Raw genomic sequence first — 12,542 nt, forward strand, 5'->3', positions numbered from 1 at the left:
TCGCCGGCACCGGGGAGAACATGAGCGTCCTGTTCCCCGAGGGACCCGCAGCGACCGCCCGTACCTGGTCCCCGCGACCGAACACGGTCGACAGCACTGATCGGGAATCACCCAGCCCAAGCAGGATCGGGTCATGGCGACCGCACAGCGGTAAGCGTTTACTGATTGCCTTCCGTGAAGGCAACCGCCGGCGTCCGGGAGCGCTGTGCGGAACTGTTGTCGTCGATGGTGGCGAGGCGGGTGCGGACCTGCTCCGCCTCAGGCGTGCCGAGTTCGACGTAGCGAGTCAGGGCATGCTGATAGTGGTGCCCCGCCTGGGTGGAGTCGCCGAGAGCGCGGTGGGCGTCGCCGAGGCCGGCGTGGGCCCGAGCCTGCTGGTCGCGGCCGCCGGTGTCCGCCGCGATGACATGGGCAGCGGTGTGGTGGGCGGTCGCGTCGGCATGATCGCCGGCGGCGTGAGCGGCTTCGCCGAGGCCGTTGAACGCCCAGGCTTCCCCGTCCCGGTCGCCGGTCACCCGGAAGACAGCCAAGGCCTCCCGGTGGAGCTCGATAGCCTCGGCGAGCAGCCCGAGGCGGGTGTGGAGGGTACCGAGACTGTCCAACGTCCGGGCTTCACCGACGCGGGCGCCCAGTTGCCGGTACCGGGCCAGGGCCCGCCGGAGGTGGTCGGCGGCCTGCCGGTACCGGCCCAGCCGCACCTCGACGATGCCGAGGCCCCGCAGTGCGCCGGCTTCACCGCTGTGGTCATCGCCCTGCCTGCAGAGGGTCAGGGCCTGCTCGTGGTGATCGGCGGCCGCCGCGTACCGGCCAAGACAGGTCTCGACCACGCCGAGGCAGTTGAGGGCGAAGGCCTTGCCGGCGCTGTCGCCACTCTTCCCGCAGAGGGTCAGAGCCTCCTGGAGGTGCTCGGTGGCCGACTGGTAGCGGCCCAGCCGCTCCTCGACGGCGCCAAGGCTGGCCAGGGTTCGGGCCTGTTCGGCCGGGTCGCCGGTCTCCCGGAACAGGTGCAGGGCCTCCCGCAGGTGCTCCGCGGCCGGGCCGTACCGGCTCAGCAGTGCCTGCGCGAAGCCGAGACACGTCAGTGCGTGGGCCTGTCCGGTCGGGTCGCCGGTGTGGCGGGCGGCGTGCAGGGCGTAGCCATGGACCGCCAGGGCGTCGGTGACGGACCTACTCGCGAGGTGCGGGGACAGCGTGGCCGACAGTTGAGCTGTGTGAGCGGGCCAGCCCGCGCCGGCGGTGTGCGCAGTGACCGCGACGAGGGTGGGGCGTTCGGTGTCCAGCCAGGCGAGAGCGGTGCCCGAGTCGGTCAGCTCCGGGCAGGGCGTGCCAGGTGCGGGAACCCGGGGTCGGCGGTGTGCCTCGGCCGGATAGAGGGTGTCCACGGCGATGGCGGCGGTGGCCAGGTAGAAGTCGAACAGCCGGGTCAGGGCGGCATGGCGCTCGGGTGGCGGGTCCTCGTCGCCAGCCCGGCCGGTGGCATAGGCGCGGACCAGGTCGTGCATGGTGTACCGGCCAGGGGCGTCCTCCTGCACCAGGTGGTCTCGGCACAGGAGGCGCAGGAGAGCCTGGGCGGTGGGCAGGTCGCTGCCGGCAACGGCCGCGGCAGCGTGGTCGTCAAGATCCTGGCCCGGGTGCAGCGCCGACAGCCGCAGCAGCCGTTGCCCGTCAGCGGGAAGGTGCTGGTAGGACAGGTCGAACGCCAGCTCCACGCCGGCGTCGAGGCGCCGCTGGTGGTGGCGTTCGTCGAGCCGGTCGGCGTGGTCGGTGAGCGTCCACCCGGGGGTACCGCGGATGTGTCCGGTGACCAGTCCGAGCGCGAGGGGCAGGTGACCGCAGCGGCGGGCGATCCGATCAAGCGCCTGTGGGTCGCCGCCGGCGGGGACCCCGGTTGTGGCCTGGGTCAGGAAAGCCGCGGATTCGCCGGGCGTGAACACGTCCACCGCCAGGCGTGTGGCGGCGGTCAGGTCGGCCAGGTCGCGTCTGCTGGTGACCAGTACCGGGCAGCCCGCGGTCCGGGGCAGCAGCGGATCGACTTGGTCGGCGTCAGCGGCGTTGTCCAGCACGACCAGGGTTCGGGTGCCCGCCAACCGGTCCCGGTAGACCGCGCTGCGGGCGGACAGGTCGTACGGGATCTGTCTGCCGGACACGCCCAGCGTGCGCAGGAGGCCGTCCAGCACGGCGGCCGGCTCGGCCGGTGGTTGGGCCGGGTCGGGGTGAAACCCGCGCAGGTTGACGAACAGCACCCGGTCGACGAGCTCGTCCCGGACCAGGAGGTGTCCGGCGTGCACGGCGAGCTGGGTCTTGCCGGCGCCGGCGATCGCGGAGATCACCACCGGCTCGCCCGTGACGGCGCTGTGCCGCAACCCCGTCCGCAGCCGGCCCAGCTCGGTGGCCCGGCCGGTGAAGCCGGGCAGGTCCGGTGGGAGGGCGTCCTGAACCCTGACCTGCGCCGCCGCCCGGATCTCACCCGTGAGGACACGGAGCGCCTGCTGCCACTGCGTCACATAGCCGGCGTCGGGATGCAGGGTCTGCACGATCGCGACGACCAGGTCGACGTTCACCCGGCGCCGGCCCAGCCGGAAACAGTCCACCACGGTGGTCTTGCCGGTCAGCTCACCGGACAGCCGCCCGGCCGCGGTCCACGCCGAGTTCACCCGGCTGGTTATCCACTGGTACGACGGGTCACCGGCCCAGACCTTCAACGACCGCAGCCGCTCGACCAGGTCATCGAGCTTCTCGGCCTGCCCGGGATCGGGCAGTGCCGCGGACCCGTCGACCGGTTGCCGTGACGACGGCACGGCACACCCCCTCATGCCGAAGTTCCCGACCGATCACCGCGGCCTCCGCCGTGCGGATTCGTTCGGGATTCGAACGCCCAGGTTACCTGCCCGGGACAGTCGACCGCAGGACCTCGGCGACCACCGCGCAGCGACAGTTGAGACGTTGAAACCGAAGCGATATTCCATGTGGAAAGCGTCCCGGTAGCCGCGCTCGGCCCGCCCGGAAAGGAATTTGTGATGACTGTTGCCGCATCCCGACCCGAAGTCCGCACTGCGGCCGGAACACTGCGCGGCGGCCGGGAGGCAGGCATCGTGGTCTTCCGTGGCGTCCCGTTCGCCGAACCGCCGGCCGGCGCTCTGCGTTTCGCCGCACCGCAGCCCGTGCGAGGGTGGGGCGGGGTGCGGGAGGCCGTTTCGTACGGCCCGCCTCCCCCACAAGCCGGCTATTTCGGCATGGACGAGCCGGCTCAGGACGCGACCGACGACTGGCTGACGATCAACGTGTGGTCGCCCGAACCCGACCCGGGCGCGGGGCTGCCGGTCATGGTGTGGATCCAGGGCGGCGCGTTCGCGTTCGGGATGTCCAGCCTCCCCGAGTACGACGGCGTCCGCCTCGCGCGCGACGGCGGGGTCGTGGTGGTGACGTTCAACTACCGCGTAGGCGTCGAGGGCTTCGCGCAGCTCGAGGGGGCACCCGCCAACCGGGGCCTGCTCGACCAGGTGGCCGCATTGGAATGGGTGCGCGACAACATCAGGGCTTTCGGCGGCGCCCCTGACCGGGTCACGGTCTTCGGCGAGTCGGCCGGCGCCGGGTCGGTCGCCGCGCTGATGGCGATGCCCCGTGCGGCCGGGCTCTTCCGCCGGGCCGTCGCCCAGAGCGTGCCGGGCACGGTCTTCACGACGGCGCTCGCCGCCGACATCGCCGCCGCGTTCGCCGCCGAGCTGGGGCTGCGACCCACCGTGGCCGACCTGTCCACAGTGGAACCTTCCCTCCTGGCCGCCGCCGGTGACGACGTCACCGCCAAGATCAGCCAGTGGGCACAACGCTGGGGCCGGGCCGGGCACCGAGGAATCCCGTTCGCACCCGTGGCCGACGGCGACGTCCTGCCGGTCACCCCGTGGCAGGCCCTGGCCGACGGTGCCGGCCGGGACATCGACCTCATCGTCGGCCACACCCGGGACGAGCAGCGGCTGTTCAACCTGATCACCGGCGTCCTCGGCAAGGTGACCCCGGAGCAGGCGGCGGCCACGCTGGATGTCCTCGCCCCTGGCCCGGACGGTGCCCGCCGCTACCGCGAGGCCTTCCCGGACGCAGGCCCCGACCAGCTGCACGAGCTGGTGAACTCGGACTGGCTGTTCCGGATGCCATCGCTGCACCTGGCCGAGGCGCAGACCACCGGCGGCGGCCGTGCCCACCTCTACGAGCTGACCTGGCCCGCCCCGGGGATGGGCGGCGCACTCGGCGCCTGCCACGGCCTCGACGTACCGCTCGTCTTCGGCAACCTGGACCGCGGCGGGACCGCCACGCTGATCGGCGAAGGCCCGCCACCCGAGGCAGAGACGGTATCCGCCGAGATGCGCACCGCGTGGACCGGATTCGCCACCCACGGCGACCCCGGTTGGCCCGCCTACGACACAACGCAACGCCTGACGCAGATCTTCGACACCCCATCGGCGGTCACCGCCTACCCGGAAGAGGCTTCCCGACAGCTCTGGCAGGACCACACCTTTTCGGCGCTGCCGCTGATCGGCTCGTAACATTGGCCCGACGTCCGCACCGCAGCTCGGACTCGCCGTTGTCGGCGAGTCCGAGTTTCCGGAAGATCGCCCGGATGTGGGTCTCGGCGGTTCGCTCGGCCTCCCGCCTCCGGCGACGAAGGCCACTTGGACACTCGAAGGAGCGGTCGGTCACTAGCCCTGGCCCGGGGCCGAGCTTGTTCAGCGAGGAGCGCGACCTGAGCTCTGCCGCACGACAAGCCGCGGCGGAGTGACGAATTCGCCCGCCGGCGCCGCCTGCCCTTCCGCGCGGGCGATGGCCCGCTGCACCGCGGTCGCGGCTTGTTCGGCGGGGTCCTGGCTGACCGAAGTCAGCTCGACATTGCGCAGGGTCGCCAGGCGGGTGTCGTCGTAGCCGACCACCGAAACGTCGCCCGGCACGTCGATGCCGCGGATCCGCAGCGCGAACAGCAGCCCGAACGCAGTCATGTCGTTGTACGCCAGTACCGCGGTCGGCAATGACGGCCCGGCCAGCAGTTCCGTGGCCGCGGCGACGCCGGAGTTCTCGTCGGCGTTTCCGCCGATGATGCGTACCCGGTCGGCGAGACCGTGTTCGGCCATCGCGTCGAGGTAGCTCTCGCGCCGGGTCCGGCTGAGGACGGCCCGGCCGCCGTCGACGTGGCAAATGTCCCGGTGCCCCAAGGAAACGAGGTGCTCGACCGCCATCGCGATGCCTTGGCGCTCGTCGACGTGCACCGAGTCGACCGAGGTGGCGTGCAGCTGCGAGCCGACGGTCACCGTCGGGGCCTGGCGGCTGAGCGCGGCGAGTTCGTGGTCGCCGATCTCTTCGGGGCTGACCAGGATCAGGGCGGCGCAGCGATCCTCGAGCAGCGCGTGGGCCGCCTCCAGCCCGTGCCGGGTCTCCGTGGCGGCGCTGAGCACGAGGTCGTAGCCGGTGCCGGCGACCGCCTGGTACAGGTGCTCGACCACTTTGGCGTGGAAAGCCTGCGAGATCGTGAAGGTCACGCCGAGCAGCTTCGAGTTCTGCACCCGCAGCGACCGGGCGCGCTGGTCGGGCCGGTAGCCGAGCCGGTCGGCGGTCCGCATGACGCGTTCCCGGGTCTTCTCCGACACACCGGGCTCGCCACGCAGCGCGACCGACGCCGACGAGACCGAGGTCCCCGCCGCCCGCGCGACGTCCACGATCGTGACCCGATCCCCGCTGCCTGCCATCCGCACCCCCAGAGCCTCGCACCCGGGCGATCCCGGACTTTGTCTTGACATAGTAGCCGCGCCGTGGCTACCGTCACAGCCACCTTACCGGAACGTTTCGGTAGTTCACAGCCAGCAGAAACACAGCACTGAGCAGAACGTTTCGGTGCATCAGTCACGCTCCGGTGCACCGACGCAGGAGGCGAAGGCAACGGTGACTTCGACGACCACGGAACGACACCCCGGACCCCGTCCCGGCGTTCATCGCCGGACTGGCGCCCACCGAGCGACCTGGCCGGCCGGCTTCGTGGTCACGCTCGTGTTCCCGCCGATCGCCTGACGACGTTCCCGATCTTCGCTGCGGTCAACCCGCGGTCGCTCGATCGAAGCCATCGGAGCCCGCTTCCGCGAGCAGCCCTGAATCCCCGCTCACGAAAGGCGAATCCCCTTGTCCAGCACCCCCATCTCCGTCGCGGTGATCGGCGCCGGGATGGCCGGCCGCAGCCACGCCGCCGGCTACCGCAACGTGCACACCGTCTTCGGCGCCGGCCTCCCGCCGGTGCGGCTCGCCGCGATCGCCGACGCGAACGTCGAACTCGGCGAAGACGCGGCGCGGCGATACGGCTTCGAGAAGGCCCTCCCCAGCTGGGAAGCCGTGGCCGAAGACCCGTCGATCGACGCGGTGAGCATCGTCGTCGGCAACGCCCTGCACCGGCCGCTCGCCGAGGCTCTGGTCGCCGCGGGCAAGCACGTGCTGTGCGAAAAGCCCCTGGCCGGGTCCCTTGAGGACGCCCGCGCGATGGTCGCGCTCGAGGGCGGCGCCGACGTCGTCACCGCGGTCGGGTACACCTTCCGGCGCGCGCCCGGGATCGCCGCGATCCGCGACCACGTCCGCAACCGTGAACTCGGCGACCTGACCCTGTTCGGCGGCCGCTACTGGGCCGACTACGCCACCGACCCGAAGAGCCCGCTGAGCTGGCGGTACAAGGGCGGCCCCGGGTCCGGGGCACTCGGCGACGTCGGCTCCCACGTCATCGACGCGGCGGAGTACGTCGCCGGCCCGATCGTCTCCGTGTCCGGAGCTCAGCTGTCCACCTCGATCGGCAAGCGGCCCTTGCCGCTCGGCGCGGTCGTCGGGCACAACGCCGCCCCGGTCTCCGACGAGCTCGGCGAGGTCGAGAACGAGGACAGCGCCACCTTCACCGCCCGCTTCGCCTCCGGCCTGATCGGCACGTTCTCGGTGTCCCGTACCGCTTTCGGCCTGCCCAACGGGCTCGCCTTCGACGTACTCGGCGTCGGCGGGCGCGCCGCGTTCGACCAGCACCGCCCCGCCGAGTACCTCTTCGACGACGCCCAGCCCGACGCCCGCACGCGGGGCGCCCGGCAGATCATCGCCGGCCCGAACCTGCCCTACTTCGCCGGCGGCGTGCCCATGGAAGCCCCCGGCGTGGGCGCTTCCAACGGCGACAACTTCACCTACCAGGCCCGCGCGTTCCTCGACCAGGTCGCCGGCGTGGACAACCCCATCCCCGCCTGCGCCACCTTCGCCGACGCGTTGCACACGCTGGAGATCATCCAGGCCGTCGTCGAGTCCTCCCGTTCCGGCGGCGCCGCCGTCGACGTCCCGCCCGCCGCCTGACCCGCGAAGGAGAGCCACGATGCCCCTCAAGCTCGGCGCCTACACCGCCTGCCTGCACGACCGCACCCTCACCGAAGCACTCGACGTCCTGCAGGAGAACGGCCTCACGTCCGTGGAGGTCAACACCGGCGGCTTCATCCCGTCCCCGCACTGCCCCGTGGACCTGCTGCTGTCCTCGGCGACCGCGCGCGCGGAGTACCTCGCGATCTTCGCCGAGCGCGGGATGGAGCTGACCGGCCTCAACTGCAACGGCAACCCGCTCAACCCGCTGCCGGGAGTCGGGCCGAAGCACGCCGACGACCTCCGCCGCACCATCCGGCTCGCCGGCCTGCTCGGCGTCAAGCACGTCGTGACCATGTCCGGCACCCCCGGCTCCGACCCGGACGCCCAGTACCCCTCGTGGGTCGTGAACCCCTGGGACGGCGTCTACCTGGACGTCCTGGACTACCAGTGGGGCGTCGCCGTGGCGTTCTGGACGGAGATCGACGCGCTGGCCCGGGAGAACGACGTCCGGGTGGCGATCGAGATGCACCCGCACAACGTCGTCTTCTCCCCCGTCACGCTCAAGCGGCTGGTCGACGAGACCGGCGCGACGAACGTCGGCGCGGAGCTGGACCCGTCACATCTGATGTGGCAGGGCATGGACATCGTCGCGTCGATCAAGTGGCTCGGTCCGCTGGTGTTCCACGCCGCGGCCAAGGACGCGATGCTCTGCCCGGGCGCGGACATCCGCGGCGTCCTGGACACCTCGTTCACCCGCGTACCCGCCGACGCCCCGGGCAAAGTCCCGACCGGCTACGGCTTCTGGTGCGCCGCCTGGCCGGAGAACCCGGCCTGGAAGTTCGTCGCCGTCGGCATCGGGCACGACGTCGGGTACTGGACCGGGTTCCTGCGTGCGCTCGCCGACGTCGACCCGGACATGGCCGTGAACATCGAGCACGAAGACGCCGCCTACTCCCGGACCGAAGGGCTCGCGCTCGCCGCGAAGAGCCTGCACAGCGCGGCCACCGGCCTCTGAGGAACGCCATGAAACTCGCACTCGACCCGCAGATGTTCTACGCGACCCACTCGGTGCTCGACCTGCCCGATGTGGTCGCGCGGATGGGGTATTCCTGGATGGAGCTCTCGCCCAAGGCGGACTTCATCCCCTTCTTCCGCCATCCCCGTGCCGACGACGCCACGGTCGCCAAGCTGCGCAAACGCGCCGCCGACGCCGGAGTCGGCATCGCCTCGGTGCTTCCGGTCCTGCGCTGGTCCGGTCCCGGGGAGCAGGAACGCCAAGCCGCGGTGCGGGCCTGGAAACGGGCCATCCGGATCACCGCCGACCTCGGCGTGGACACCATGAACTCCGAGTTCAACGGTCGCCCGGAGAGCCCTGAGCTGGCCGAGAGCCAGTTCCTGCGGTCGATGGACGAACTGGCCCCGGTGTTCGAGCGCGAGGGCGTCAAGCTCGTGCTCGAGCCGCACCCCGACGACTTCATCGAGGACGGTCACGCCGCGGTCGAACTGGTCCGCGGGCTGAACAAGGACTGGATCTCCTTCCTCTACTGCACCCCGCATACCTTCCACCAGGGCGACGACGCCACCGGCATCATCACCGCCGCCGCGGAAAAGCTCACCCACGTGCACCTGGCCGACACCCTCGACCACACCGCCTCGCACGGCCTGCGTTACATCGTCAACCCACCGGAGTCGACCGCGCGCGTCCACCAGCACGCCGAGATCGGCCGTGGTGAAGTCGACTTCGACGAGGTCTTCGCCGCGCTCGCCTCGATCGGCTTCGACGGCGTCGTCTCCTCGTGCGTCTTCGGCTGGGAAGAACACGCCGAAGAGATCAGCGTCCGCCAGCGGGACAAGGCTTCCGCGCTGGCGGAAAAGCACTTCGGTTCGACCTTCTGATCCCCTCGCAGAGCGCACAAAGGAGTGCAGCGATGAAAAGATCCGCCAAGTTCACCCTGACCACCCTCGCCGCGGCGGCCACGCTCGTGCTCGCCGCCTGCAGCAGCACAGGCGGGAAGACCGCCGACACCCAAGGCGCGCAGCTCGCCGCCGGCCAGGCCGGCACGCCGAAGATGAAGGTCATCATGATCACGCACGCCCCCTCCGGCGACACGTTCTGGGACATCATCCAGAAGGGCGCGCAGGCCGCGGCGGCCAAGGACAACGTCGACTTCGTCTACACCAACGACGTCGACGCGTCCAAGCAGGCCACGCTCCTGCAGAACGCGGTCGACCAGAAACCGGACGGGATCGCGCTGACCGTGCCCAACGCGGCCGCGCTCGCCGACGGCATCGCCAAAGCGAAGGCGGCCGGCATCCCGATCGCCGGGCTCAACGCCGGTGCCGACCAGTGGAAGCAGCTGGGCCTGCTCGAGTTCTTCGGCCAGGACGAGTCGATCGCCGGCCAGGCCTTCGGCACCAAGCTCACCGAAGCCGGCGCCAAGCACGCCCTCTGCGTCATCCAGGCCCAGGGGCAGGCCCAGCTGGAGGCCCGCTGCAACGGCGTCAAGCAGACCTTCAAGGGCACCACCGAAACCCTCTACGTCAACGGCCAGGACCCGGCCGCGACCCAGTCGACCATCCAGGCCAAGCTGCAGCAGGACCGCAGCATCGACTACGTCGTCACCCTCGGCGCCCCGATCGCCCTGCTGGCCGGCAAGTCCGTGCAAGGCGCGGGCAGTGCGGCGAAGGTCGTCACCTTCGACCTCAACAAGCAGATCGTGTCCGCCATCAAGGACGGATCCGTGCTGTGGGCCGTGGACCAGCAGCCGTTCCTGCAGGGTTATCTCGCCGTCGATGCGCTGTGGCTCTACAAGTACAACGGCAACTACAGCGGCGGCACCAGCGCCACGGTGCTGACCGGCCCCGCGTTCATCGACAAGTCCAACGTCGACAAGGTCGCGACCTTCGCCGACCGGGGCACGCGGTAGCAGGGAGGATTCCGATGACTCAAGCACTCGCGCCCGTCCCGGCAGCACCGCGCTCGCACGCGCAGGTGCGGCAGCGCTCGGCCGGCCGCCGCATCGTCGCCCGCCCGGAACTGAGTTCCCTGCTCGGCGCCATCGCCGTGTTCGTCCTGTTCTTCGTGGTGGCCCCGCCGTTCCGCGAGGCCGCCGCGCTGTCCACCGTGCTCTATTCCAGCTCCACCCTCGGCATCGTGACCGTCGGCGTCGCGCTGCTGATGATCGGCGGCGAGTTCGACCTCTCGGCGGGCGTCGCCGTCACGACCTCGTCCCTGGTCGGCTCGATGTTCGCGTTCCAGCTGACCCTCAACGTGTGGGTCGGTGTGCTGTTCGCGCTCGTCGTCTCCCTCGGCCTCGGGTTCCTCAACGGCTACCTCGTGATGCGCACGAGATTGCCGAGCTTCCTCATCACCCTGGCCACGTTCCTGATGCTGCAGGGACTCAACCTCGCCATCACGAAGCTGGTCACCGGCAACGTGGCGACCGACTCGATCGCCGACATGTCCGGCTTCGCCTCGGCCAAGGCCGTCTTCGCCGCCGACGTCCACTTCGGCGGTGTCGCGGTCAAGATCACCGTCTTCTGGTGGATCCTGTTCGTCGCGATCGCGACCTGGGTCCTGCTGCGCACCCGCACCGGCAACTGGATCACCGCGGTCGGCGGGCAGGCCGACTCCGCGCGTGCGGTCGGTGTCCCGGTCAAGGCGACCAAGATCGGGCTGTTCATGACGGTCGGGTTCGGTGCCTGGTTCCTCGGCATGCACCAGCTGTTCGCCTTCGACTCGGTGCAGTCCGGCATCGGCGTCGGGAACGAGTTGTTCTACATCGCCGCCGCGGTGGTCGGCGGGTGCCTGCTCACCGGTGGCTACGGCTCGGCGATCGGCGGCGCCATCGGCGCGCTGATCTTCGGCGCGACCACCCAAGGAATCGTCTACGCCGGCTGGAACCCGGACTGGGTGAAGTTCTTCGTCGGCGCCGTCCTGCTCGTGGCGACGCTGCTCAACATGTGGGTGCGGCTGCGCACCTCCCGGAGGTAACCATGACCACTCCCCTGGTGGAACTGGAAGAAGTCGGCAAAAACTACGGCAACATCACCGCCCTGCGCGGAGTCAGCATCACCGTCCGGGCGGGCGAGGTCACGTGCGTGCTCGGCGACAACGGCGCCGGGAAGTCGACCCTGATCAAGATCATCTCGGGGTTGCACGGTCACGACGCCGGCGGCTACCGCGTGGACGGCACCGAAACCCGGTTCGCCTCACCACGGCAAGCCTTGGACCGCGGCATCGCCACGGTGTACCAGGACCTCGCCGTGGTGCCGTTGATGCCGGTGTGGCGCAACTTCTTCCTCGGCTCGGAAATCACGCGCGGATCCGGCCCGTTCAAGCGCATCGACGCGGACGCGATGCGCGAGACGACCGACGCCGAGCTGCGGAAGATGGGCATCGAGCTGCCCGACATCGACCAGCCGATCGCCAGCCTGTCCGGCGGGCAACGCCAGTGCGTCGCGATCGCGCGAGCCATCTACTTCGGTGCTCGCGTGCTCATCCTCGACGAACCCACGGCCGCGCTGGGTGTGAAGCAGTCGGGTGTCGTGCTCAAGTACGTCGCCGCGGCGCGGGATGCCGGTCTCGGCGTCATCTTCATCACGCACAACCCGCACCACGCGTTCATGGTGGGCAACCACTTCGTCGTGCTGCGGCAGGGCGAAGTCGAGCTCAACGCGACCCGCGCCGAGCTCACCCTCGACGACCTGACCCACCACATGGCCGGCGGCGCCGAGCTCGACGCGCTCAAGCACGAGATCGACAGCGTGCAGGTTTCCGACATGGGTGCGCTGCACGAGCCGAGCGGTGAGGCATGACGGGGATCCACCACGTGGCCCTCGTCGTGGACGACCTGGAGCGGGCGGTCGGTTTCTACACGCGGACGCTGGGTTTCCGGCTCCGCACCGACCGTCCGGCCGGGCTGGGGCCCGGCGCGTGGCTCGACGTCGGCGACCAGCAGATCCACCTCGTGGAAGGTGCCCCGTCGACGGCGCGAGGCCGGCATTTCGCCGTCCTGGTCGCCGATCTCGACGGGGCGATCCGGCGGTTGCGCGCGGACGGGGTCGTGGTGAGCGACCCCGTCCCGATCGGCGCCGCCCGGCAGTCCTTCCTCACCGATCCCGCGGGGAACGCGATCGAGCTCCACGAAAGGCGGAGCCGGCCCGTGGCAGACGTGTCCGCTTCGAGAGGA

Annotated in this window: 9 protein-coding genes and 1 pseudogene; 8 read left to right on the forward strand and 2 right to left on the reverse strand. The window is 70.6% G+C overall.

The window, feature by feature from the left end; translation table 11 throughout:
* Positions 1–158: 158 nt before the first annotated feature.
* The gene (locus QQ657_RS25270) at positions 159–2,798 is read right to left on the reverse strand and encodes a tetratricopeptide repeat protein (protein WP_284744718.1); all 2,640 of its coding nucleotides are present in this window, start codon (positions 2,796–2,798) and stop codon (positions 159–161) included.
* A gap of 219 nt (positions 2,799–3,017) precedes the next feature.
* Here QQ657_RS25270 and QQ657_RS25275 point away from each other — a divergent pair, with 219 nt between their 5' ends.
* On the forward strand, positions 3,018–4,538 hold the full coding sequence (locus tag QQ657_RS25275; protein WP_284744719.1) for a carboxylesterase/lipase family protein: 1,521 nt from the start codon (positions 3,018–3,020) through the stop codon (positions 4,536–4,538).
* A 180-nt stretch (positions 4,539–4,718) separates the two neighbouring features.
* Here the strand turns inward: QQ657_RS25275 and QQ657_RS25280 are convergent, their stop codons facing one another.
* Complete coding sequence (locus QQ657_RS25280; RefSeq protein ID WP_284744720.1) at positions 4,719–5,729, reverse strand: LacI family DNA-binding transcriptional regulator; 1,011 nt, start codon at positions 5,727–5,729, stop codon at positions 4,719–4,721.
* A 427-nt stretch (positions 5,730–6,156) separates the two neighbouring features.
* Between QQ657_RS25280 and QQ657_RS25285 the strand changes: the two genes are divergently transcribed.
* The 7 genes and pseudogenes from QQ657_RS25285 to QQ657_RS25315 form a co-directional block, all read left to right on the forward strand.
* Positions 6,157–7,347, forward strand: a complete 1,191-nt coding sequence (locus tag QQ657_RS25285) for a Gfo/Idh/MocA family protein (RefSeq protein ID WP_284744721.1) — start codon at positions 6,157–6,159, stop codon at positions 7,345–7,347.
* 19 nt (positions 7,348–7,366) lie between these two features.
* Positions 7,367–8,365 carry a sugar phosphate isomerase/epimerase family protein gene (locus QQ657_RS25290; RefSeq protein ID WP_284744722.1) on the forward strand — a complete coding sequence of 333 codons (999 nt, stop codon included), beginning with the start codon at positions 7,367–7,369 and terminating at the stop codon, positions 8,363–8,365.
* A gap of 8 nt (positions 8,366–8,373) precedes the next feature.
* Positions 8,374–9,246, forward strand: coding sequence for a sugar phosphate isomerase/epimerase family protein (locus QQ657_RS25295; RefSeq protein ID WP_284744723.1), 873 nt, complete (start codon positions 8,374–8,376; stop codon positions 9,244–9,246).
* A 32-nt stretch (positions 9,247–9,278) separates the two neighbouring features.
* A complete protein-coding gene (locus tag QQ657_RS25300) occupies positions 9,279–10,277 on the forward strand; it encodes a substrate-binding domain-containing protein (RefSeq protein ID WP_284744724.1) in 999 nt (332 codons plus the stop codon).
* 14 nt (positions 10,278–10,291) lie between these two features.
* Positions 10,292–11,344 carry an ABC transporter permease gene (locus QQ657_RS25305; protein WP_284744725.1) on the forward strand — a complete coding sequence of 351 codons (1,053 nt, stop codon included), beginning with the start codon at positions 10,292–10,294 and terminating at the stop codon, positions 11,342–11,344.
* 2 nt (positions 11,345–11,346) lie between these two features.
* On the forward strand, positions 11,347–12,168 hold the full coding sequence (locus QQ657_RS25310; RefSeq protein ID WP_284744726.1) for an ATP-binding cassette domain-containing protein: 822 nt from the start codon (positions 11,347–11,349) through the stop codon (positions 12,166–12,168).
* Positions 12,165–12,482 (forward strand): annotated as a pseudogene (locus QQ657_RS25315) (VOC family protein); the annotation flags it as partial. The gene QQ657_RS25310 and the pseudogene QQ657_RS25315, both read left to right, overlap by 4 nt.
* Positions 12,483–12,542 lie beyond the last annotated feature (60 nt).

Origin of the sequence: Amycolatopsis ponsaeliensis, assembly GCF_030182635.1 — a bacterium.
Lineage (GTDB): Bacteria > Actinomycetota > Actinomycetes > Mycobacteriales > Pseudonocardiaceae > Amycolatopsis > Amycolatopsis ponsaeliensis.

What these genes read in the sequence shown, in the direction of transcription:
- QQ657_RS25300 (WP_284744724.1), top strand. Translation starts at nt 9,279, where the DNA reads ATGAAAAGATCCGCCAAGTTCACCCTGACCACCCTCGCCGCGGCGGCC.
- QQ657_RS25275 (WP_284744719.1), top strand. Translation starts at nt 3,018, where the DNA reads ATGACTGTTGCCGCATCCCGACCCGAAGTCCGCACTGCGGCCGGAACA.
- QQ657_RS25305 (WP_284744725.1), top strand. Translation starts at nt 10,292, where the DNA reads ATGACTCAAGCACTCGCGCCCGTCCCGGCAGCACCGCGCTCGCACGCG.
- QQ657_RS25290 (WP_284744722.1), top strand. Translation starts at nt 7,367, where the DNA reads ATGCCCCTCAAGCTCGGCGCCTACACCGCCTGCCTGCACGACCGCACC.
- QQ657_RS25280 (WP_284744720.1), bottom strand. Translation starts at nt 5,729, where the DNA reads ATGGCAGGCAGCGGGGATCGGGTCACGATCGTGGACGTCGCGCGGGCG.
- QQ657_RS25295 (WP_284744723.1), top strand. Translation starts at nt 8,374, where the DNA reads ATGAAACTCGCACTCGACCCGCAGATGTTCTACGCGACCCACTCGGTG.
- QQ657_RS25310 (WP_284744726.1), top strand. Translation starts at nt 11,347, where the DNA reads ATGACCACTCCCCTGGTGGAACTGGAAGAAGTCGGCAAAAACTACGGC.